General features: G+C 61.4%; 18 protein-coding genes. 4 read left to right on the forward strand and 14 right to left on the reverse strand.

Features of this window, described 5'->3' with window-relative positions:
• Positions 1 to 71 precede the first annotated feature (71 nt).
• Positions 72 to 1,097 carry a protease SohB gene (sohB, locus tag A462_RS18135; RefSeq protein ID WP_008434663.1) on the reverse strand — a complete coding sequence of 342 codons (1,026 nt, stop codon included), beginning with the start codon at positions 1,095 to 1,097 and terminating at the stop codon, positions 72 to 74.
• 193 nt (positions 1,098 to 1,290) lie between these two features.
• Here sohB and A462_RS18130 point away from each other — a divergent pair, with 193 nt between their 5' ends.
• Complete coding sequence (locus tag A462_RS18130) at positions 1,291 to 2,001, forward strand: histidine phosphatase family protein (protein ID WP_008434665.1); 711 nt, start codon at positions 1,291 to 1,293, stop codon at positions 1,999 to 2,001.
• A gap of 56 nt (positions 2,002 to 2,057) precedes the next feature.
• Positions 2,058 to 2,372: an SCP2 sterol-binding domain-containing protein gene (locus A462_RS18125; protein WP_008434667.1), complete on the forward strand. Its 315-nt coding sequence runs from the start codon at positions 2,058 to 2,060 to the stop codon at positions 2,370 to 2,372.
• Positions 2,373 to 2,502: 130 nt separating this feature from the next.
• Here the strand turns inward: A462_RS18125 and A462_RS18120 are convergent, their stop codons facing one another.
• Positions 2,503 to 5,139, reverse strand: coding sequence for an MGH1-like glycoside hydrolase domain-containing protein (locus A462_RS18120; RefSeq protein WP_008434671.1), 2,637 nt, complete (start codon positions 5,137 to 5,139; stop codon positions 2,503 to 2,505).
• 195 nt (positions 5,140 to 5,334) lie between these two features.
• On the opposite strand from A462_RS18120, the gene hglS reads away from it, so the two are divergent.
• The gene (gene hglS, locus A462_RS18115) at positions 5,335 to 6,702 is read left to right on the forward strand and encodes a 2-oxoadipate dioxygenase/decarboxylase HglS (protein ID WP_008434672.1); all 1,368 of its coding nucleotides are present in this window, start codon (positions 5,335 to 5,337) and stop codon (positions 6,700 to 6,702) included.
• A gap of 125 nt (positions 6,703 to 6,827) precedes the next feature.
• On the opposite strand, the gene A462_RS18110 is transcribed toward hglS, so the two are convergent.
• Positions 6,828 to 7,067, reverse strand: a complete 240-nt coding sequence (locus tag A462_RS18110) for a DUF465 domain-containing protein (protein WP_003215657.1) — start codon at positions 7,065 to 7,067, stop codon at positions 6,828 to 6,830.
• A gap of 189 nt (positions 7,068 to 7,256) precedes the next feature.
• On the opposite strand from A462_RS18110, the gene tkt reads away from it, so the two are divergent.
• Positions 7,257 to 9,317, forward strand: a complete 2,061-nt coding sequence (gene tkt / locus A462_RS18105; RefSeq protein WP_008434675.1) for a transketolase — start codon at positions 7,257 to 7,259, stop codon at positions 9,315 to 9,317.
• A 61-nt stretch (positions 9,318 to 9,378) separates the two neighbouring features.
• Here the strand turns inward: tkt and A462_RS18100 are convergent, their stop codons facing one another.
• From A462_RS18100 to A462_RS18050, 11 genes are all read right to left on the reverse strand, one after another.
• Positions 9,379 to 10,140 (reverse strand): SDR family oxidoreductase, encoded by a 762-nt coding sequence (locus A462_RS18100; protein ID WP_003215653.1) that lies wholly within the window; start codon positions 10,138 to 10,140, stop codon positions 9,379 to 9,381.
• Between the two features lie 43 nt (positions 10,141 to 10,183).
• On the reverse strand, positions 10,184 to 11,011 hold the full coding sequence (locus A462_RS18095; RefSeq protein ID WP_008434678.1) for a DMT family transporter: 828 nt from the start codon (positions 11,009 to 11,011) through the stop codon (positions 10,184 to 10,186).
• Between the two features lie 75 nt (positions 11,012 to 11,086).
• Positions 11,087 to 11,992: a transcriptional regulator GcvA gene (gene gcvA / locus A462_RS18090; RefSeq protein WP_008434679.1), complete on the reverse strand. Its 906-nt coding sequence runs from the start codon at positions 11,990 to 11,992 to the stop codon at positions 11,087 to 11,089.
• 70 nt (positions 11,993 to 12,062) lie between these two features.
• Complete coding sequence (locus A462_RS18085) at positions 12,063 to 14,120, reverse strand: methyl-accepting chemotaxis protein (RefSeq protein ID WP_008434682.1); 2,058 nt, start codon at positions 14,118 to 14,120, stop codon at positions 12,063 to 12,065.
• 401 nt (positions 14,121 to 14,521) lie between these two features.
• Entirely contained in the window at positions 14,522 to 15,679 is a 1,158-nt protein-coding gene (argE, locus tag A462_RS18080) for an acetylornithine deacetylase (protein WP_008434684.1), read from the reverse strand.
• Positions 15,676 to 16,353: a DUF1028 domain-containing protein gene (locus A462_RS18075; protein ID WP_008434686.1), complete on the reverse strand. Its 678-nt coding sequence runs from the start codon at positions 16,351 to 16,353 to the stop codon at positions 15,676 to 15,678. Before A462_RS18075 ends, argE begins: the two co-directional genes overlap by 4 nt.
• 27 nt (positions 16,354 to 16,380) lie before the next feature.
• A complete protein-coding gene (locus A462_RS18070) occupies positions 16,381 to 17,112 on the reverse strand; it encodes a class II aldolase and adducin N-terminal domain-containing protein (protein ID WP_008434687.1) in 732 nt (243 codons plus the stop codon).
• Between the two features lie 94 nt (positions 17,113 to 17,206).
• A complete protein-coding gene (locus A462_RS18065) occupies positions 17,207 to 18,040 on the reverse strand; it encodes an ABC transporter substrate-binding protein (RefSeq protein ID WP_023658745.1) in 834 nt (277 codons plus the stop codon).
• Positions 18,041 to 18,068: 28 nt separating this feature from the next.
• Positions 18,069 to 18,941: a phytanoyl-CoA dioxygenase family protein gene (locus A462_RS18060; RefSeq protein WP_008434690.1), complete on the reverse strand. Its 873-nt coding sequence runs from the start codon at positions 18,939 to 18,941 to the stop codon at positions 18,069 to 18,071.
• A gap of 35 nt (positions 18,942 to 18,976) precedes the next feature.
• The gene (locus A462_RS18055) at positions 18,977 to 20,494 is read right to left on the reverse strand and encodes an amino acid ABC transporter permease/ATP-binding protein (protein WP_003215631.1); all 1,518 of its coding nucleotides are present in this window, start codon (positions 20,492 to 20,494) and stop codon (positions 18,977 to 18,979) included.
• A gap of 380 nt (positions 20,495 to 20,874) precedes the next feature.
• Positions 20,875 to 21,849, reverse strand: a complete 975-nt coding sequence (locus tag A462_RS18050; RefSeq protein ID WP_008434694.1) for a LysR family transcriptional regulator — start codon at positions 21,847 to 21,849, stop codon at positions 20,875 to 20,877.
• Between the last annotated feature and the right edge of the window lie 184 nt (positions 21,850 to 22,033).

The raw sequence follows: 22,033 nt of genomic DNA on the forward strand, positions 1-22,033 counted from the left end.
GCCTTCGCGAGCAAGTCGAATCGTCGCACCGCCGCTCCCACATTTTGATCTTCGAACGTCAGCTGGAATTGTTACCAGAAACGCTGCTGGGTCAGGCGACTCCACCAGGTCAGCAGCACCCGGTCGACCGAACCGCTGGCCGCCAGGCCCACCCGCTCCTGCAGGCTTTTACGCTCGGCATAGTGCAGGTGGAACACCTCGGCGGTCTTGGCCTTGGTCGCCAGGTATTCGTCGCTGGTTTGCAGCTGGTCCACCAGTTGCTTGTCCAGCGCCGCGACGCCCAGCCAGACTTCGCCGGTGGCCACATCATCAATCGCCAGCTGCGGGCGGTAGCGCGACACGAAGTTCTTGAACAGTTGATGGGTGATGTCCAGGTCTTCCTGGAACTTCTCGCGGCCCTTCTCGGTGTTTTCGCCAAACACGGTCAGGGTGCGTTTGTATTCACCGGCGGTCAGCACTTCGAAGTCGATGTCGTGCTTCTTCAGCAGGCGGTTGACGTTGGGCAACTGCGCCACCACGCCAATCGAGCCAAGGATGGCAAACGGTGCGCTGATGATCTTCTCGCCGATGCACGCCATCATGTAGCCGCCGCTGGCCGCGACCTTGTCGATGCACACGGTCAACGGCACGCCCGCCTCGCGGATACGCGCCAGTTGCGACGACGCCAGGCCGTAGCTGTGAACCATGCCGCCGCCGCTTTCAAGGCGCAGTACCACTTCGTCCTTGGGTGTGGCCAGGCTCAGCAGTGCCGTGATTTCATGGCGCAGGCTTTCAGTGGCCGAGGCCTTGATGTCGCCGTCGAAATCCAGCACGAACACCCGTGGCTTGGCTTCTGGCTTCTTCTTGCCCTTCTTCTTTTCGGCCTTGCCTTCAGACTTGCGCAGGGCCTTGAGCTGGTCCTTGTCGAGCAGGGTCTGCTCCAGGCGCTCACGCAAACCCTTGTAGAAGTCATTGAGCTTGCTGACCTGCAACTGGCCGGCAGCTTTGCGGCGGCCTTTGCTGCGCAGTGCGGCGAAACTGATCAGCACCACCAGGATGGCGACGACCAGGGTGACGGTTTTAGCCAGGAAAGTAGCGTACTCGGCCAGAAAATCCATGTGACTCCTTACAAGTGCAGTGCGCCAGGCGCGGATTGCCCAAGCATACCGACGCCACCGCCATGGAGCCAGTGATCAAACCGCCAGCAGCGGGCCTCTAACGACCTTTTAAAACAAGCGTATGTTTTTTCATTGACAGCTTCCCGGCATCCTCATAACCTCGCCAGACTTTCAACGTACCGGGAAAACGGACGTGGGCAGCATCTACCTGATTCGACATGGCCAGGCCTCCTTCGGTGCAGACGACTACGACGTGCTGTCGCCCATCGGTGTGCAACAGGCGCAAGTGCTGGGCCGCCACCTGGCGGAACTGGGCCTGGGCTTCGACCGCTGCGTGTCGGGCGACCTGCGCCGCCAGCAGCACACTGCTACCGCCGCCTTCGAACAATACAGCGCCCTCGGCCTGCCGGTACCCACGCTGGAAATCGACAGCGCGTTCAACGAATTCGACGCCGAGGCGATCATCCGCGCCCTGCTCCCGGACTTGCTGCACAGCGAACCCGAAGCCCTGCACATATTGCGTAACGCCGCGCAAAACCGTGGCGAGTTCCAGCGCATCTTTTCCCTGATTGTCGAACGCTGGCTGGCCGGCACCTACGACCCGCCGGGCCTGGAAAGCTGGCTGGGATTTGTCGAACGTGTCCAGGGTGGCCTGCAACGCCTCCTCGAAGCCGCCGACAACCGTGACAAGATCGCCGTGTTCACCTCCGGCGGCACCATCACGGCCCTGCTCCACCTGATTACCCGAATGCCTGCCGCACAGGCCTTCGAACTGAACTGGCAAATTGTTAACACCTCGCTCAACCAGCTGAAATTCCGTGGTCGCGAGGTGGCACTGGCTTCCTTCAACAGCCATACCCACTTGCAACTGTTGAAGGCGCCGCAGCTCATCACTTTCCGATGAATTGCGGCCAACCGTGACCCCAAGGTCACTGGACTCACCATAAAAGGATCGAAACCATGACTGACGTAGCTAAAGCCGTAGAAGCAATGAAAGCCAAATTCAACCCAGCCGCTGCCGACGGCCTGGACCTGGTGTTCGGTTTCCGTATCGACGACACCCAGAACTTCTCGCTGGTCGTGAAAAACAAAACCTGCGAACTGCTGGAAGGTGAAAACCCGGACGCCCAAGTCACCCTGGTGATGGACGGCGACACCATGAAAGGCATCGTCAGCGGCGAAACCGACGGCATGCAGGCATTCATGGGCGGCAAACTGCGCACTGAAGGCGACATGATGCTGGCCATGAAATTGAGCGAGCTGTTCCCGGCCTGATCAGGGCAACCCTGGCAAGACCCGTGTGGGAGCGGGCTTGCTCGCGAAAGCGGTGTATCAGCGCAGGATTTGTTGGCTGACCCACCGCTTTCGCGAGCAAGCCCGCTCCCACATTTTGATTGTGCTGTTTTCAGGTTTTTGGCTGCAACAACAGCGCCACCAACGCACTCCACCCTGTCTGATGCGAAGCCCCCAACCCCCGCCCGGTCTCGCCATGAAAATACTCATGGAACAACACCAGGTCGCGGCTCGCCGGGTCCGCCTCCAACTGTGCATACCCCACCATCGACGGCCTCGAACCGTTCTCATCCCTCAGAAACAAACGCGTCAACCGCTGACTGAGCCCATCGGCAACCTCCTCCAGCGACGCCAGATACCCACTCCCCGCCGGATACTCCACCGAGAAATTATCCGCGTAGTACCGATGAAACTCCCGCAGCGACTCAATCAGCATGTAATTGACCGGCATCCACAAGGGCCCACGCCAGTTGGAGTTACCCCCATACAACCGCGAATCCGACTCTGCCGGCTCATAACGGGCACACAGCGTATTGCCATTCATCTTCAGCGCCAGCGGCTCTTCGGCAAACGCTTTCGACAGCGACCGCACACCAAACGTCGAGAGAAACTCAGACTCATCCAGCATGCGCCGCAGCAAATCCTTGGTTCGCTCACCCCGCAACAACGCCAGCAACAGCCGATTCCCCTGCCCCGGCTCGTTCCAGCGCGACACCAACTTGGCCAGGTCCGGCCGATGCTTCATAAACCCCAGCAACCGCTCGCGCAGCCCCTCCAGCCCTTCATGCTCGCGCTGCTCCAGCACCAGCACCGCAAACAGCGGCATCAGGCCGACGATAGAACGCAGCCGCACCGGCTCACTTTCACCGCCCGGACGATGCAGCACGTCATAGAAAAACTGATCCTGCTCATCCCATAAGCCTTCGGCGCCATCGTCAACGCGGTTGATCGCCCCGGCGATGTACAGGAAGTGCTCAAAGAACTTCACCGCGATATCCACATACACGACATTGCGCTTGGCCAATTCCAGGCCGATACGCATCAGGTCCAGCGCGTACGCCGCAACCCACGCTGTGCCGTCCGCCTGGTCCAACTGATAACCCGGCGGCAAATCAGCCGAGCGATCAAACAGCGCAATGTTGTCCAGCCCAAGAAACCCACCCTGGAACAGGTTGCGGCCCTCGGCGTCCTTGCGGTTGACCCACCAGGAAAAATTCAGCAGCAGCTTGTGGAAGATCCGCTCCAGGAAATCCATGTCGCCCACGCCATTCAGCGCCTTGTCCTGCTGATACACCCGCCAACTGGCCCAGGCATGCACCGGCGGGTTGGCGTCGTCGAAACGCCACTCGTAGGCCGGCAACTGACCGTTGGGGTGCATGAAGCGGTCTTTCACCAACAGCAACAGTTGCTGCTTGGCATAACCGGGGTCGATCAGGGCAACGGCCACCGCCTGGAACCCCTGGTCCCAGGAGGCATACCACGGATATTCCCAGGTGTCGGGCATCGAGAGAATGTCGAAATTCGACAAGTGCCGCCAATGGGTATTGCGGATATGCAAACGCTCGGGCGGCGGCGCGGGCTGGGCCGGGTCGCCGTCGAGCCATTGATTCACGTCGAAGTAATACAGCTGCTTGGACCACAGCAACCCCGCCAGGGCCTGGCGCTGCACGTTGCGCACGTCTTCATCGGCGATGCCCTGTTGCAGCGCCGCATAGAAATCATCGGTCTCCTGACGGCGTTCTTCGAACAGCTTGCGCGCATTGATCCACGGCGCCTCCGCCGGGGCGAAGCGCAGGTACAGGGTTTTGCTTTCCTGGCCCGCCAGCTCGAGGATGAAACGCGCAGCCACCTTGGTACCCGCATCCCGGCGAATCGCTGCTTGCGCCCCCGTGGTCACATAGTCGTTGATCCCGTCCTTGAACGGCCCCGGCGCCGGTTGCCCGTCCAGCCTGGGGTAGTTGGTTTCGTTCTCGCAGAACAGCCATTCCACCCCGTCCTGGCCCCAGGCACTGAGGTGGCGATCGAACAGCTCATGGTGCCGCGCCACCACCTGTTCGCCCTCCAGGCGCAACTCGGGCCTGGGGGCATCGTGGGTCCAACTCCAGTCGTTGCGCGCCCACAGGTGCGGCAACACCTGCAGGCGTGTGGATTGGTCCGAACGGTTGTGCACGGTAATGCGCATGAACACATCATCGGGCTGGTGCTTGGCGTATTCGACGGTGACATCGCAATAGCGGTTGTCTTCGAAAACCCCGGTATCGAGGATCTCGTATTCGGCATCTCCAAGGCCACGGCGGGCGTTCTCGGTGATCAGGTCATCGTAGGGAAAGGCCGCGTGAGGGTATTTGTAGAGCATGCGCATGTAGGCATGGCTCGGCACGCCATCGACGAAAAAGTACAGTTCCTTGACGTCTTCGCCGTGGTTGCCCTCGGCGTTGTTCAGGCCGAACAGGCGCTCCTTGATGATCGCGTCGTGCTCGTTCCACAGCGCCAGGCCCAGGCACCAGCGCTGGGCCTTGTCGCTGAAGCCCGCCAGGCCATCCTCGCCCCAGCGGTAGGCGCGGCTGCGGGCGTGCTCGTGGGGGAAGTAGCGCCAGGCATCGCCGTCGGCGCTGTAGTCTTCGCGCACCGTGCCCCATTGCCGTTCGCTCAGGTAGGGGCCCCAGTCACGCCAGCGCTCGCCGTCAGGCTTGGCCAGGCGCTGGCCTTCAATCGTTTCCAGAATGTTCGTCGCAGGCTGTGCCGTCATCGAGTCTTCCGTCGCGTTCAGAGGTGACGGCCAGTGTAGAGCCCTTCGACGGTGAGATGCACGTGAAGCTGACGTCATCCAGCTCATTCATTTGCAGAATGAAGTCCAGAGGAATCTTCGTTTGCAAGGCGTCGGCAGGCCCAACAAAATCAGGCAACCGTGCCTTTCCTCTCTATAGCCGCCAGGAATTTTTCTATGCCCGCCGCCCGCCCAGTCAGCCCTGACGAGATTCGCAAAGGCTTCTCCAAGGCCATGTCTGACATGTACCGCGATGAAGTGCCGCTGTATGGCGCACTGATGGAACTGGTGGCCGAGACCAATGCCCACGTGCTCGACACCGACGCAGGGCTGGCTCATCAACTGCAACGCACCGGGGAAATCCAGCGCCTGGACAGGGAGCGCCACGGCGCCATCCGCCTGGGCACCGCTGAAGAACTGGCCACCATCAGCCGCCTGTTTGCGGTGATGGGCATGCAGCCGGTGGGCTATTACGACCTCACGCCGGCCGGGGTACCGGTGCACTCCACCGCCTTTCGCGCCGTGCATGAAAGCGCCCTGCAAACCAGCCCCTTCCGGGTGTTCACTTCGCTGCTGCGCCTGGAGCTGATCGAAAACCCGGAACTGCGGGCCTTCGCCCAGTCAGCCCTGGCCAAGCGTTCGATCTTCACCCCACGCGCCCTTGAGTTGATCCAGCAAGCCGAAGCCGACGGCGGCCTCGATGCCGCCCATGCCGAAGAGTTTATCCAGCAAGCCCTGGAAACCTTCCGCTGGCACCACACCGCCACCGTCACTGCCGCGCAATACCAGCAACTGAGCGACCAGCACCGGCTGATCGCCGACGTGGTCGCCTTCAAGGGCCCGCACATCAACCACCTGACACCGCGCACCCTGGACATTGACCAGGTGCAGGCCGCAATGCCCGGCAAAGGCATCACCCCCAAGGCGGTGATCGAAGGCCCGCCCCGCCGCCAGTGCCCGATACTGCTGCGCCAGACCAGCTTCAAGGCCCTCGACGAGGCAATCGCCTTTACCGATGCCAAGGGCAGCCACAGCGCGCGCTTTGGTGAAATCGAACAACGCGGCGTGGCGCTGACCCCCAAGGGCCGCGCGCTGTACGACCAATTGCTGAATGCCGCACGGGATGAATTGGGCGCGTTTCCGAATGAGGCCAATGCCGGGCGCTACACCGAATTGATGGAGCAACACTTCCAGGCGTTCCCCGACAATCACCGCGAGATGCGCGAACAGGAGCTGGCGTACTTCCGCTATTTCGTAACCGAGAAAGGCTTGGCCGCCCAGGACAAGTTTAAAACCCTGGACGAACTGATCGCCGCCGGCCACGTGGACGTGGAGCCGTTGGTGTACGAAGATTTTCTGCCGGTGAGTGCGGCGGGGATTTTCCAGTCGAACCTGGGGGATGCGGCGCAGAGTCACTACGCGGCCAACTCCAACCAGGCCGAGTTCGAAAAGGCCCTGGGTCGCCAGACTATCGACGAGTTGAAGTTGTACGGTGAAACCCAGCAGCGCTCGATTGACGAATGCAAGCGCGCGCTGCTGGCTTGAAAGAGAGAGTTCGCCCGGCCACAGCGCATTCCATGCGCCGTCTAAGAGCCCCAGTGCCGGGCGAACGGTTGGCATGATAGGCAGCGGCGGTGCTGCTGTCTTTCGGGCAATTCTGAACAAATCTTCTACTTGGCCGTCGCTTTCTCCAGTTGCTCGACGATCTTGTCTTTGATCAACAGGCGTTTCTTCTTCAGCTTCTCCAGCTCCTCGTCACCGCCGCTTGAGGACTCAAGCTCCAGCACCTCCTTGTCGGCGCTGTCGTATTGGTGGAGCAGCGAATCCAATCGGTTATCGCTCGCCCTGCGTTCATGAATAGCTTCCTTGCTCAAACCCAGGTCCTGATACAGGTCGTGTTTCACTGGCATGGAGTACCTCCGCAAGTTGATCATTGACTGAATGCCCCTTGAAGCTAGCCCATCCGGCGGGCTCTTGTCATGTTTGAGATCAACCTGTCGCGTTTGCGTCCCCGTTCGTCGCGGGGCAGACGATTTCATAAAACCTTTGGCGCACGCTGCCCTCCACTGTAGATCGTCACCCGATGGAGAACAGGTTCCATGAATCACGCTGCCAACGCTGTCGACACCCAGTGCATCAACACCATTCGTACCCTCGCCATGGACGCTGTGCAGAAGGCCAACTCCGGCCACCCCGGCACGCCCATGGGCCTGGCGCCCGTCGGTTACACCTTGTGGAGCCGCTTCCTGCGCTATCACCCCGAGCACCCCGACTGGCCCAACCGTGACCGTTTCGTATTGTCGGTGGGCCATGCCTCGATGCTGTTGTATTCGCTGTTGCACCTGGCGGGCGTGGTGGAGATTGACGCCCACGGCAAGCGCTCCGGCCAGCCGGCCATCAGCCTGGATGACATCAAGCAGTTCCGGCAGATGAGCTCCAAAACTCCCGGCCACCCTGAATACCGCATGACCACGGGAGTAGAAACTACCACCGGGCCTCTCGGCCAGGGGTGCGCCAACAGCGTCGGCATGGCCATGGCCGAGCGTTGGCTGGCCAAACGTTTCAACCGTGACGACCAGGTGCTGTTCGACTACAACGTCTACACCCTGTGCGGTGACGGCGACATGATGGAAGGCATCAGCAGCGAAGCCGCGTCCATCGCCGGGCACTTGAAGCTGGAGAACCTGTGCTGGATCTACGACAACAACACCATCAGCATCGAAGGCCACACTGAACTGGCCTTCAGCGAAGACGTGATCAAGCGTTTCCAGGCTTATGGCTGGCACACCTTGCACGTCACCGATGCGAACAACCTGCTGGCCCTGAGCGACGCGCTGAGCACCTTCCAGAAAAACACCGGGGCACCGACGCTGATCGTGGTCGACAGCGTGATCGGCTATGGCTCGCCCCACAAGCACAACACCGCGTCGGCCCATGGCGAGCCTTTGGGCGAAGAAGAAATCCGCCTGACCAAAGCCGCGTACGGCTGGCCCGAAGACTCAAGCTTCCTGGTGCCGGATGAAGCGCGCACGGTCCTGCGGGATGCACTGCTCAAGCGCAGCAAGCCGCTGTATGAGCAATGGACTGAGACCCTGTCCCACCTCGAACAGTACGAACAGGAACTGGCCGATGAACTGCGCCGCATGCGTGCCGGCGAGATGCCCGAGCATTGGCAGGAGCAACTGCCGAGCTTTGCCACTGATGCCAAAGGCGTCGCCAGCCGTGCCGCCGGTGGCGAGGTGTTGAATGCGTTTGCCAAGCAGATCCCATGGCTGCTGGGGGGTTCGGCCGACTTGTCGCCGTCCACCAAGACCAACCTGACGTTCGACGACGCCGGGCGCTTCAGCGCCGAGAACTACGGCGGGCGCAACCTGCACTTCGGCATTCGTGAACATGCCATGGGCGCGATTGCCAACGGCATGGCGCTGTCGTACCTGCGGCCGTATACCTCGACCTTCCTGGTGTTCAGTGACTACATGAAGCCGCCGATTCGCCTCGCGGCGATCATGGAGCTGCCGGTGGTGTTCGTGTTTACCCATGACTCGATTGGTGTCGGCGAAGACGGCCCCACTCACCAGCCCATCGAACACCTGACCCAGTTGCGGGCGACGCCGGGTTTGCTGACCCTGCGCCCAGGCGACGCTAATGAAACCCTGGAAGCCTGGAAGATCGCCCTGGCCCAGACCCATCGGCCAACCTGCGTGGTGCTGTCGCGGCAGAACCTGCCGACCCTGGACCGCACGAAATACGCAGCGGCGACGGGTACATCCCGTGGTGCTTATGTGCTGGCCGGCGCCGATAAGCCCCAGGTGATCCTGATGGCCACCGGCAGTGAAGTCAGCCTGGCGGTGGAAGCCTATGAGCAACTGAAGACTGAAGGCGTGGCGGCGCAAGTGGTGTCGATGCCGAGCTGGGAACTGTTCGAAGAACAGGACCAGGCCTACCGCGACAGCGTGCTGCCACCCGCAGTGAAGGCACGACTGGTGGTGGAACAGGCCGGCCCGTTGGGTTGGGACCGCTACGTGGGGCAAACCGGGGCCAAGGTGGTGATGAACAGCTTTGGCGCCTCGGCACCGCTGTCCAAGTTGCAGGCCAAGTTCGGCTTTACCCTGGACAATGTGGTGAAGCTGGCGAAGGAGCAAGTCAGGCTCAACAGCTGAGCCAGTGCATGCATGCCGGGCGTGGCCTACCGAGGGAAACCTCGGTGCCATGCCCTGCTGCTCATTTCCCGCCGGTGACATCCAGGAACGTACCGGTGATGAAGGACGCCTCGGCGCCTGCCAGCCACAGGATCGCCCGAGCCACTTCTTCAGGCTGACCGCCGCGGCCCATGGGGATCGAATCCTTCACGCGATCAACCCGCCCTGGCTCCCCGCCACTGGCGTGAATGTCGGTGTAGATATGCCCCGGGCGGATGCAGTTGACGCGTATTCCCTCCCTGGCCACTTCCTTGGCAAACCCGATGGTGAAGGTCTCGAGAGCCCCCTTTGATGCGGCGTAGTCGACATATTCGTTGGGGCTGCCCAGCCGGGCGGATGCCGACGAGATATTGATCACGGCACCACCCCGCCCCTGGTGACGAAACGACATGCGCTTCACCGCTTGCTGGGCACACAGCATCGGCCCGATCGCGTTGACCGCGAAAATCCGCTGCATCCGCTCGAACGGCAAGTCTTCGACCCGGGACTGCAACGCGTTGATCCCGGCGTTGTTAACCAGCACATCGATGCGCCCGAACGTCCGATCTATCGCCGCAAATAACTGGACGACCTGTTCCGGGTCTGCGCTGTCCGCGCGTACGGCCAACGCCCGGCGCCCTGCCGCTTCTACATCCGCCACCACCGCGAGGGCGGCAGACTCATCGGAAACGAAGCTGATCGCCACGTCATAACCTTGTGCGGCGGCCAGCCGCGCGGTGGCGGCGCCAACGCCACGACTTCCACCTGTTATCAGAATCAGCGGTGCCTGCGGGACGGTATCCATTGCGCGAACCTTCATGTGGTGGTGGAAAATGCTTTGCCTGCTGTCAGCCGATCAGGATGGTGCCGGTGGCAATCACCACGCACGCCAGCACCTTGCGGACCGTCAGTGTCTCGCCCAGGAAGAAATAGCCGATCAGTGCCGCAAACAGCACGCTGGTCTCGCGCAAGGCCGAGACCGCGCCCATGGGCGCACCGGCCATGGCATAGATAATGATTCCGTAGGCCAGGAGCGACACCAGCCCACCGGCGAAGGCCGTGAAAAACCCGGGCCGCAGGCTGAACAGACTTTTCGGGCCCCGCAGGCCGATATACACCGCCGGCATCAACACGCCCCACAAGGCGCACATCCACACCGTATAGGCCATCGGCGCACCCGACAGGCGCGCGCCGATGCCGTCTGTCACGCTGTAGGCGGCAATGAAACAGCCGGTGCCCAGGGCGTATGGCAGGCTGGGAACGGCGAGCCGGCGCCCCCTGAACGCCAGGGAAATGATGCCGCCCGACACCAGGGCAATGCCCAGAAGCGAGCTGGCCGAGACACTCTCCCCGGCAAACACGGCGGCACCCAGGGTGATCAGCACCGGCGAGGAGCCCCGTGAAATCGGATAGGTCTGCCCCAGGTCTCCGACTTTGTAGCTGCGCACCAGGAACAGGTTGTAGCCCACGTGCAGCACCGCTGACAGCACCACATAAAACCAGCTGGCTGGCGCCGGAGGGTCCAGGAACACCGCAACGCCGCCACTGGCGATAGCGACCGCCAGGCACATGACCGTCATCGACCAGAGCCGGTCGGCGCCGCCACGCAGCAGCGCATTCCAACTGGCGTGCAGTAAGGCGGCGAAGAGGACCAGGAGAATAATGGGATAAGGCATGCGCCCATCCTAAGCAAACCGGCGCCTTAACTGAAGCGAAGTCTGCTCATTGAAGAATGAGCAAATCCTCATGCTTTATTCGTAAGCCAGTCCGGCGTTTACGGCTTCCTGCATCAGCCAATCACGAAAGCTGACGATATGCGGCTGGGACTCGATGCCTTTGGGGCAGACAAAGTAATAAGCGACCGGTGACGGGAACGGCACATCGAACAGCCTCACCAGGCTGCCATCGCTCAGCTCTGACTCCACATGCCCACTGCGCGCCAATGCAATGCCCTGGCCGAGCAAGGCCGCCTCTATCGTCATGTTGGTATCCGCAAACCTGACACTTTCCTTGAGCGGCGCAATCGCGAGCCCGACGTGCTGGAACCAGACTTCCCACTTCGGCACCAGGTCGGCGCCGTCGCGCATCAGCAAGGGATAGCGCAGCAATTCGGCGGGTGTGTGTGGCCGGCCAAAGCGCTTCAACAGATCGGGACTGGCCACCGGAAAAATCTGCTCGCGGAACAGGAACTCCGAATACAGCGCCGGGTAATTCCCGTTGCCCAGGCGGATTGCAACATCAGCCTCCGCACTGGAGAAGTTGATGATCTTGTCGCTGGAGTCCAGGGTGACCAATATTTCAGGGTGCCGTTGGGCCAGGCTCGGCAATCGGGGCAGCAGCCATTTCAGCGCGAAGGAATAGGTGGTACTGACCTTGAGCCGGACCCTGCCCTTTTGCTCGCGCAGGTCCGCGAGTGTCGCCTCAAGGTTCATGAAAAACTCGCGCACGATCGGCGCAAGGGCTGCTCCGGCAGGCGTCAGGCTGAGTGACTTGCCCCGCTGGAACAACTGCAATCCCCAGAGTTCTTCAAGGTGCTTGAGCTGATGGCTGACGGCACTCTGGGTGACATGCAACTCTTCTGAAGCCGAAGTGAAGGTTGCGTGGCGTGTGGCAACCTCAAAGGCGCGCAATGCCGAGGTGGGTGGCAGGTCTCTCATGGCATTGCTTCACCGTTTATGAATAGATGCTCATGATAGAACATCTATCCATTGCGCTGTAGGCCGCCCCTCAACCCAGCTGGAACCGCGCCGTGTTGTCGCTCAACGCCCGGCTGCCCTTGCTCAACATATCCGCCGCCTGGTTCACCGCCCGCGCGCCGTCGAGCAAGCGCCCGGCGGCCTGGTCAACCTGCTGGATATTGCCGCTCACTTCATCCGCCGTCGCTGCCTGTTCCTCAACCGCCGTGGCGATCTGCGCCAGGGTGTCAGTGACGCTCTGCACCGCGCTGGCGATCTCCCCCAGGCGATGGCCCAGGCCCGTGACGGACTCGGCATCGGTCACCGCCTGCTCACAGGCCACGCCCATCAGGGTGACCGCCTGGCTCACCGTCGCGCGCAAACTGTCGACCGTGCCGGCGATCTGCGCCGTGGAGGCCTGGGTCCGTTGCGACAGGCTGCGCACTTCATCGGCTACCACCGCAAATCCCCGCCCCTGTTCACCGGCCCGCGCAGCCTCGATGGCAGCGTTCAGCGCCAGCAGGTTGGTCTGCTCGGCGATACCCCGAATGGTGTCAACCACCGACTGGATCTGCTGGCCCTGCTGGCTGACGCGCTCCAATGCATCGGAGGTGTCGGTCAAGCGCTGGTTGAGTTGCTGGATACTCGCGGTGGTGCGCTGGCTGTCGCGGCTGCTGTCCTCGGCAATCTGCCGGGTTTTCTGCGCGCTGCCGGAGGCCTGCTCGCAGCTCTTGGCGACGCCCATGGAGGTCGCGGCCAACTGTGTGGCGGCCGCTGCAATCTGGCTGATCTGCTGTTGCTGGTCTTCCACTTCGGTCAGCGTGCTGCCCGATTGCGAATTGAGTGTCAGCACCGCAGAGCCCAACTGCTGCGTCTCGTGATTGACCCCCAGCAGGCTGGTGCGCAACTGCACCACCGCCACGTTGAGCGCCGTGCTGATGGCCGCCAGTTCATCGCGCCCTTCCACCGCCACTTCAACGCACAGATTACCGTCGCGCAGGGATTCGGCCAGGGTGGTGATGCCGCTGGCACTGCGGCGAATCGATGCCTGCAAGCACACGAACAGGTACAGGGCTGCCAGCGCCAGCACGCTGAACGTCACCGCCACCGGGATGAATTGCTTGAGCGAGCTGTCGCGGTAGTAACCCAGGCGCGCGTCCAGCGAGGTCAGCGACTGTTTACGTAACGCGCCGAGGGCGCCAAGCATGCCATCCACACTGCGTTCGAAGCCGGTGGTATCGAGCTTGATGGTGCCGCCGAACACGCCTTCGTCCAGGGTCTTCAGTTCGTTGTCCAGCAGTTGCAAGCTGTCGTCGTATTGCGCGATCCAGGTTTGTAGCCCCGGGTATTGCTTGGCCTTGAGGGATGCGGCGGCCTTGACCAACTGGTCCCTTGCATCGCCGATGCGACCGCGCAAATCACGCATCTGCAAACGGCTTTGCAGGGTGAACTGCCCCGATGCGATGGATGACTGCCCGACGCTCGCCATACGCCCGATACGCTCGATCAGGTCGGGGGTTTGCTGGGTGGAAATCTGCATCAGCAAATAGGTTTCAAGCCACGGATCGAGGATCAACCCGGTGTCCATGGTGATCTGTTCGCGCAGGGTTTGCATCGCGCTCAGCGCAGACGTGAAGCGGTCATAACCATCCGGCCACCAGCCCACGGTGCGCAGGGATTGGGAATCCATGCCCGTGACCGAGGCTTGCAATGCCTCAAAACGTGCAAGGGTATCCGGGCGGGCGTTCTGGGCTTTGAGGGCCTCGCCCAGGGCCTGCACGCTTTGCAGGATCAGCGGGAAATTGGTATCGACCGCAGTCATGGCCGCCTTGGCCGCGGGTGTCTGGTCGTGGAGGATGTCGGCGGCTTTCCAGCGCGCCGCCAGGTTGCGCTGGGCGGTCAGTTGGGCGTCCAGGGCATCCAGCGCCAGCAGTTCGCGCACCCCGGATTGCTCATTGGAAATCACCGTCAGCTTGGTGCGGTACTCCTGCGCGATCATCCACAGGCTGCCCGCCAGGGGCAGCATGAACAGGAAAAACAGGATCTGGAACTTGCGCGCGAATCCAAAACGTCCGAGCAGGCGGATACCTGGCGACAACACACTTTGCATGTCCGACTACTCCTAGAACCACTCGCCTCAACAGCGAATCAAGCTTTGAAATGATTGACGGCAAAATGCCATGTCATTGATTAAGCTGGCTCTAGCAAGAAACGGACCGCTGTTGTCGGGCCCGCTGGATAGGCGGGACGTCGTGCAAAACACGCTGTGCCGTGCGCGAAAATGGGGCGAAAGCACTCAGCGCAGGTGGCAGAACGGTAACCGTCTGACCAATACCGCAAGCGTAAGGGCAGCCGACACCCTGTGGCGAGGGAGCTTGCTCCCGCTGGGCTGCGAAGCGGCCCCAAAACAGGCACTGGTGTTCCTTCAGGTCGATACGATTGCAGGGTTTAGGGCTGCTTCGAAGCCCAACGGGAACAAGTTCCTTCGCCACAGGATGGGTGCTTGCTGAATCAGGATTGCCGACTGGCAAACACCAACACTTTCTCCAGCATCCGGTCACAGGCCTCAAGCTGCGCAACGCTGATGAACTCGTCAGGCTTGTGCCCCTGGTCCATGCTGCCCGGTCCACATACCACGGTGGGAATGCCCGCCTGATCAAACAGCCCGCCTTCGCTGCCGAACGCCACTGTGCCGTATGCCTGAGAGCCACAAAAGTCGGCAACCCATTCAGCCGCCTGGCTCTGCGCTGATGTCGACAACCCTGGGTAACTCGACAGCTCACTGAAGTGGATTGCACACTGCCCGCTCACCGCCTGCATCGCGGGCAATAAGGTGTGCTCGGCGTAACCCCGCAGTTGGTCCGCGACGTGCCAGAGATTCTGTGCGGGCAGTGAGCGCACTTCGAAGTCGAAGCTGCAGTTTTGCGGGACGATATTCAGGGCGTTGCCACCGGCAATCATGCCGGTTTGCACGGTGGAGAACGGCGGATCAAAACTCCCGTCGTGATGTTGCGGCGCCTTGAGTTCTTCACCGAGCCGGCCCAGTTCGATGATCAACAGCGCGGCATATTCGATGGCGTTCACACCCGACGGCGCATACGCCGAATGGCACGCCGCGCCATGTACCTCGCAACGCATCGCCAGCTTGCCCTTGTGGCCCAGCACCGGCTTGAGTTCGGTCGGTTCGCCGATCACGCACAGTAACGGCTTGACGGTTTTTGCATGGAACGCTTCGATCAGCGACCCCACGCCCAGGCAGCCCACCTCTTCATCGTAAGACAGCGCGATATGCACCGGCATGCGCAGCGGTGCCTGCACCAGCGCCGGTACGCTGGCCAGCACGCAGGCGAGGTAGCCCTTCATGTCGGCGGTGCCACGCCCGTACAGCTTGCCATCCTTCTCGGTCAGTTCAAACGGCGCAACGCTCCAGCACTGACCGTCTACAGATACTACGTCGGTATGGCCCGAAAGCACGATACCGGGCACCTCCGCCGGACCTATGGTGGCCAACAGATTGGCTTTGCTCTTTTGCTCGTTGAACAACAATTCACAGCTCACGCCATGGTGCTGCAAGTAGTTGCGCACGAAGTCGATCAGGGCGAGGTTGGATTCGCGGCTGGTGGTGTCAAAGCTGACCAGGTGCGCCAGCAGGTCACGGCTGCGGCTCATCGGTCATCTCCCGGCACCGCGTAGCCAGGGGCGCTTTGCGGGTTGATGGCGCGGTCGATATAGTCCTGCATTTGCCCGCGATAGGCCTGCCAGAGTTGGTCCAGGGTGCCGATCGGATCCACGTCGGCCCAGTCCACCCGCAGGTTGACGATGGGCCACAGGTGGTCACCGACCACCACCAGCGCGGCAGAATGTACTGGCCCCGCCTCGCCGCCTCCCGCCGCCCCCGCCTGCATGGAGGCGAGCAACCGGTCGGCGAGATGCCCGGGCGTATCTTCGAAGGCGCGCACCATGGCTTCGATCACACCGGTATTCGCCAGCATGTTCCCTGCCGCCACGCATTGCTCGCCGCTGACCGCGTGGTGGATGCCCAGGGTCTGCGCGCCGCTGAAGTGTGCGGTTCGGCCAGTGCTATCGATCACTGTCACCTGGCGATATTCGCTACGGCTCTGCGGGGTGAGCGCGGTGGCCAGCGCCTCGCTCGGGGCCATGCCCTGGGCCAAAAGGTCCAGGGTTTGCGGGCCGAGGGCCGGCAACGTGATGTTCTGCGACGCCACCGCGCCCACGCCGGGGCGCAGCCACGGGCAACGGGCGCCCACGGCAATGCTCGACGAGCTGATAGCGATACCCAACTGGCCGGTTTCGGCACAGCGGGCGACAACCGAAAAGGTCATGGGGGTTCCTGCCTGTGAGGGGTGAAATCAGTCGAGCAACGAAGGGTCGGCGTCGATCATCAACTGCTTCATTTCTTCAAAATGCCGTTGCGAGAAATCCGTGATGCCTTCCCATCCCCGCGCGGTCTTTTCAGCCACTTCGTCAGACAGTATCCGCAGCGGCTGGCCGGTGGACCACGCCGTGACGAGGATCTGGCAGGCGCGCTCCAGGGTCCAGATATCATCGAATGCCTCGCCGATGGAGGTGGCTGTGACCATCACCCCATGGTTGCCCATCAACAAGCGGCTCTTGCCATCCAGCAAACCGGCGAGGCGCTCGCCCTCGGCCTCGGTGTCGGCCATGCCACCGTACAGCTCGTCCACCGCCACGCGATTGAAATAGCGCGCGGTGTTCTGGTCGATCGCAGGGATATGCGGCTTGGCCAGGCAGGCTACCGCCGTGGTGTACACCGGGTGCAGGTGCAGCACGGCGCGGGTTTGCGGCAACAGCCGGTGAATCTGCCCGTGGATCGACCAGGCGGTAGCGTCTACCTCCGGATGATCGGCACCGCCGGCGTCGTCGGCATTCAACAGCAGCATGTCACTGGCGCGGATACGCGAGAAGTGCTTCCACTTCGGGTTGAGCAGGAACTGTTTGCCGTCGGCCGACACCGCCGCGCTGAAATGGTTGGCCACTGCCTCATGCATGCCAAGGTGCGCAACGATGCGGAAAGTTGCCGCCAGGTCGATGCGGGTTTGCTCTTCAAGTGATAACGCCATGTAGCTTTCTCCGCAGGACAAGTACCCCATAATCTGTAGTGAGCAAGCTCGCTCGCCACAGGTATGGCGTGTTCCTTAAGTGAACAGTTTCCGGTCAGGACTTCGGCATCAGCTCGGCGATGTCGGCATCGGTAGGCGCCTGGAAGTTGTATTTCTTGAGCAAGGCGGCGTATTCAGGGGTGGCGCTGAACTTCTTGATGCCTTCGATCAAGGCGTTCTTGACCTCGTCATTGCCCTTCTTCACACCAAAGCCGTTCAACACCGGGTAGATCAAGGTATCGGAAGAAATCACCACGCGCCCGCCGAGTTTTTCCACTGCGCCACGGGCCACGGCCGCATCGGTGATCTGCGCTTCAACAGCATGAGCCAGCAAGGCCTGGGTGGTTTGCGGGTCGGTACTGTACTCGCTGATCGCGATCGGCTTCAGCCCTTTCTTCACACAGTACTCATCCGACAGCTTGTGCATCTGCGCCAGCCAGGAGGTGGCGCCCATCGAGCCGATCTTGTGGCCGCAGAACTCTTCAGGGGTCTTGGGCTGGAAGTCGCTGCCCTTGAGCGTCAGGATCGACTCACCGCTTTTCAGGTAGGGAATCATATCGATGACTTTCACCCGTTCGGCGGTGATGTACATCGAAGAGTTGGTCACGTCGAATCGCCCCGCCTGCAGGCCGGTGATCAGGTTGGGAAAGCGCGTGTCGAGGGTCTCGACGGTGCGCCCCATGGTCTTGGCCAGGCCATCCATGAATTCGATATCAAAGCCGGCGGGCTTGTTGTTATCCATGTATTCATAGGGAAAGAAGGTCACATCGGAACCTGCGACGATTTTCCCGTCTTTCTGGAAAGCCGAAGCCGCCAACGACGTCATTGCAACCGCAGCGCCCAGCAGGCACACGGCAATAGGGCGAGCAATCATCTGAAACGCTGTCATGGTAATACCCTGCAAGGTGAGAAGAAGGTTAGGCAGTGACTGAATCCTGGCCGGCCTGTTGCACAAAGAAAGAGGCGCCACGGGGCTTCTGCGGCAAGCGCAGGTGGTTTTCCGTGGAACGCACCAGCCCACTTTCTTCACCGGCCACTATCAGGCCGGCGTGCGCGCTGGGCAGCGGGTTTTCGCCGAATGGAAGCGCGTCTTCAGCGGCGTAGACGCTGATGAACAGGGTGCGCGGCAGTTCGGTCTCGTTAGGGCTTGAAGCGTGCAAAAGACGGGTGTGCATGAAGCACACGGAACCGGCCGGGCCATAACAGGCGACCGGGTCGTGGCACAGGTCGTCGACCACCGTGTCGTCCACCGAACCGGTGAAACGCTGGTCGCGCCAGTGGGACCACAACGGGCCTTTGTGGCTGCCGGGAATCACATTCAACGGGCCATTCTGCGGTGTGACTTCACTGACCATGAGCAAGGCCGTGACGATGTCGTCATTGCTGTGGGGCGTGAACAGGAAGTCCTGGTGCCACTTCACCTGCGTGGCGGTGTGGGGCAGTTTCGAGTTGATCTTGCTGTGATGAAAACGCGTGCCGCCGCCCCCGATCAGTTGCGCGGAGATCGCTGCCATCCGCGAATGCAACGCCACACGCTGGTATGCCGGCGAAATTTCGGTGGGCGAACTCACTCGGCGCAGCGAGGGATGATCCGGGCGATGGTCGCCTTCCAGGTCGAAACGCGCACGGCCATCTGCCGTTTCACCCCAGCCCTGTTCGTGGCTGCGGCTGTCTTCTACCCACTGGTCGAAGTCGTGCTGCAACGCGGCGACTTCTTCAGCCGACAGCACGTCTTGCACCACCAGAAAACCGTCCCGGTGAAACTGTTCAATTTGCGCTTGCTCGATCATGTTGTGGCTCTCTTGTCGCTCGAACGTTAAAGGGGTTACGCCAGCGAGACGTCCTTGAGGAACGCCTCCACACGTGGGTTTTCGCCGCTGCGCAGCGCCTGCGGCGTGTCGTCGCACACCACACGGCCTCTCTCCATGAACACGATCCGGTCGGAGACCTTGAACGCGAAATTCATCTCATGGGTGACGATCACCATGGTGATGCCCTCCTGGGCCAGGGCCTCGATGACCTGCAGGACTTCGTTGACTTTTTCCGGGTCCAGGGCCGAGGTGGGCTCGTCAAACAGCATGATTTGCGGGCGCATCATCAGGGCGCGGGCGATGGCCACGCGCTGCTGTTGGCCACCGGAAAGCTGATGCGGGTACTTCCAGGCGTGATCGAGCATGCCGACCTTGTGCAGCAGCGCGTAGGCTTGTTGCTTCAGCTCATCCAGCTTGCCGAGGTGGTGGTACTTCGGCGCCATCAGCAAGTTGTCGAGCACGCTCAGATGCGGGAATAGATTGAAGCTCTGGAACACCATGCCGATGTTCAGGCGATGCTCGGCGTGCTCGACATACTGCGGCTTCTGCGCGCCGACTTTGTTCAGGTGAATAAAGGGTTGGCCGTTGATCTGGATCTCGCCGTTGTCCAGTTGCTCAAGACCGTTGAGCAGGCGAATCAGGGTGGTTTTTCCGGAGCCCGAAGGCCCGATCACCGACACTACTTCGCCGGGCTGGATCTGCAGGTTGACCGAGCCCAGTACCTCTACATCGTTGTAGGCCTTGTGCAGCCGGCTGGCCTGCAGCGCCGGGCCTTCGGTACTGACAGGGCGTTGCAGGGCGACGTGCTGTCGGGTCGCCAGCGCCAGCACCTCGGCATCAGGTACCCGGGACACGTTGCGTTGATTGACGTCGAGAAAACGCTCGAGCCGTTTGAGCAGGAAGTCGAACACCGTGACGATGAACACGTAGAAAAAAGCCACCGCCGCCATCGTCTCGATCACCAGGAAATTCTGCGAATACAGGCGCTGGCCGACCATCAGGATCTCGGTCAGCGAAATCACCGACACCAACGAGGTCAGCTTGACGATGGAGATGTATTCGTTGGCCAGCGACGGCAGCGCCACCCGCAATGCCTGCGGGATCACCACCCGCCACTGGATCCCGAAAAACTTCAGCCCCAGTGCCCGGGCGGCCTCGCCCTGACCTTTGGGAATCGACAGCAGGCCGCCCCGGTGAATCTCAGCGACATAGGCGGTTTCGCAGATCACCAGCGCCAGCAGGCCGGCCCAGAACGGGTCCGCCAGAATCACCGACGTGGCGGGAATCGCCTGTGGCAGGTTGTAGATGAAGATCAGCAGCACCAGCAGCGGCAGGCTGCGGAACAACCAGATATAGCCACGCGCCGGCAGGCTAATCAGCGCGTGCTTTGACTGCTTGGCCAGGGCCAGCAGGAAGCCCAGCGCGATACTCAGGACCCATGTCAACGAACTGAGCTGGATGACCGTCCATGTCGCCCGCCAGAACTCGGCATCGGCCAGCAAACCAAACATGTAATTCCAGTTGAAAGTCATCGTCACTGTGCTCGACAAAAAAATGAAAATGCCCACCGAATGCTCAACGTGAAGGTCGAACCCTGATCTGCACCGATGGACTGAGATTCGTGGGGAGAGGCCCTTGGGGTCAATTCGTAAAAGCCGGCCTATTGGGTAGGGAGAACCTACGCAGCGTCACCGTTCCCTGGGTGACGACTGGACTGGTAAAACAGCCTGTCTCTTAATGGGGCGACACCTCGCCCATCAGGCAATCAGCGCCACATCTTGGTGCGAAGCAAACGCGATCCCCTGTGGGAGCTGGCTTGCCTGCGATAGCATCGCCCCGGTGTACCTGGAAGACCGAGGTGCCTGCATCGCAGGCAAGCCAGCTCCCACAGAAAAGCAGGAAAGCACGCGGCTCAGCCCGCGCCGTTCAGGGTGCGCACCGCATGGGCATCAAAAAAGCTCGGGGCCGCCATGCCCGGGATGTACTGGTCTGAAACGAACATGCGGCAACGCTCGGCAAACGCCGACACCACGCGGGACAATTGGGTATTGCTCGCCGTGGCATAGCCCAGCTGCATGGGCCGGTGCGGGCCGGACAAGCGCAGGCGGATCAAGCGCTTGCCGTCCTGGGAAAGATTGGCTTTGGGCCGGGCATTCGCGAAGGAATAGCCGATGCCATTGGCAACCATCGAGCGCACGGTTTCAAGGTTGCTGGAGCGCATGATGATGTTCGGTGTGGTACCGGCCTGCATAAAGAAGCTGAGGAAATATTCCCGACTCCAGGGCGTGTCCAGCAGCACCACCGGGTAATCCTCAAGGTCGAGCATGCTCACCGCCGACAGGCTTGCGAGCGGGTGGTACTCACCCACCATCACATACGGCGGTAATTGCGCCAGCGGCTGGAAGTCGATGTCGTCACTGGTCACCAGGTCGTAGGTCAGGGCGATATCGATCTCGGCGCTGCGCAGTTTTTCCAGCATTTCCTCGTGGTTGCCCTCCACTTGCGTGAGGCGTACACCTGGAAACGCGCGGCCAAAACCAAACACCAGCTCAGGGGTGATCATCGGCGCCAGCCACTCCAGGCAACCCACCCGCAGCGGTCCGCGCACGGTGTTCAGCGACTCGGAAGCGATGGTGTAGAGGTTGGTCATCTGCTCCAGGATCAGCTTGGCCTCCTGCATCACCTGGCGCCCCACTGCCGTGAGGGAAATGCCCTGGGCGTGATGCCGCACAAACAGCTGGATGCCCAACTCGGCCTCCATGTGGGTGATCGCAGCCGAGATAGACGGCGACGACACATGAATGCGCTCAGACGCCGCACTGATGCTGCCTGCCTCACCGGAAGCCACGAAATATTCCAGTTGGCGCTGGGTAATACGACTGAGCATCACGCCTCCACATCATCAATAAGCTGACGCCAAGCCGGCGCCGCCTGCCTCAAACACAGCGTTGCATGGTTCATGCCGATTGCTGTTTTAGCCCGACGCTGACGCCGGCGGATGGCGCTTCGGTTTTGCCTAAGCATTACCTCGCGCAAATGCTGGTTTCGCGCGGGCGAGGCCAATGTGAAGC

Source organism: Pseudomonas sp. Ag1 (assembly GCF_000278565.1).
Lineage (GTDB): Bacteria > Pseudomonadota > Gammaproteobacteria > Pseudomonadales > Pseudomonadaceae > Aquipseudomonas.

Bases quoted from the DNA above. Each gene is read 5' to 3' on its own strand.
- sohB (WP_008434663.1), bottom strand. From the start codon at position 1,097: ATGGATTTTCTGGCCGAGTACGCTACTTTCCTGGCTAAAACCGTCACC.
- A462_RS18125 (WP_008434667.1), top strand. From the start codon at position 2,058: ATGACTGACGTAGCTAAAGCCGTAGAAGCAATGAAAGCCAAATTCAAC.
- A462_RS18120 (WP_008434671.1), bottom strand. From the start codon at position 5,139: ATGACGGCACAGCCTGCGACGAACATTCTGGAAACGATTGAAGGCCAG.
- hglS (WP_008434672.1), top strand. From the start codon at position 5,335: ATGCCCGCCGCCCGCCCAGTCAGCCCTGACGAGATTCGCAAAGGCTTC.
- A462_RS18110 (WP_003215657.1), bottom strand. From the start codon at position 7,067: ATGCCAGTGAAACACGACCTGTATCAGGACCTGGGTTTGAGCAAGGAA.
- tkt (WP_008434675.1), top strand. From the start codon at position 7,257: ATGAATCACGCTGCCAACGCTGTCGACACCCAGTGCATCAACACCATT.
- A462_RS18100 (WP_003215653.1), bottom strand. From the start codon at position 10,140: ATGGATACCGTCCCGCAGGCACCGCTGATTCTGATAACAGGTGGAAGT.
- A462_RS18095 (WP_008434678.1), bottom strand. From the start codon at position 11,011: ATGCCTTATCCCATTATTCTCCTGGTCCTCTTCGCCGCCTTACTGCAC.
- gcvA (WP_008434679.1), bottom strand. From the start codon at position 11,992: ATGAGAGACCTGCCACCCACCTCGGCATTGCGCGCCTTTGAGGTTGCC.
- A462_RS18085 (WP_008434682.1), bottom strand. From the start codon at position 14,120: ATGCAAAGTGTGTTGTCGCCAGGTATCCGCCTGCTCGGACGTTTTGGA.
- argE (WP_008434684.1), bottom strand. From the start codon at position 15,679: ATGAGCCGCAGCCGTGACCTGCTGGCGCACCTGGTCAGCTTTGACACC.
- A462_RS18075 (WP_008434686.1), bottom strand. From the start codon at position 16,353: ATGACCTTTTCGGTTGTCGCCCGCTGTGCCGAAACCGGCCAGTTGGGT.
- A462_RS18070 (WP_008434687.1), bottom strand. From the start codon at position 17,112: ATGGCGTTATCACTTGAAGAGCAAACCCGCATCGACCTGGCGGCAACT.
- A462_RS18065 (WP_023658745.1), bottom strand. From the start codon at position 18,040: ATGACAGCGTTTCAGATGATTGCTCGCCCTATTGCCGTGTGCCTGCTG.
- A462_RS18060 (WP_008434690.1), bottom strand. From the start codon at position 18,941: ATGATCGAGCAAGCGCAAATTGAACAGTTTCACCGGGACGGTTTTCTG.
- A462_RS18055 (WP_003215631.1), bottom strand. From the start codon at position 20,494: ATGACTTTCAACTGGAATTACATGTTTGGTTTGCTGGCCGATGCCGAG.
- A462_RS18050 (WP_008434694.1), bottom strand. From the start codon at position 21,849: ATGCTCAGTCGTATTACCCAGCGCCAACTGGAATATTTCGTGGCTTCC.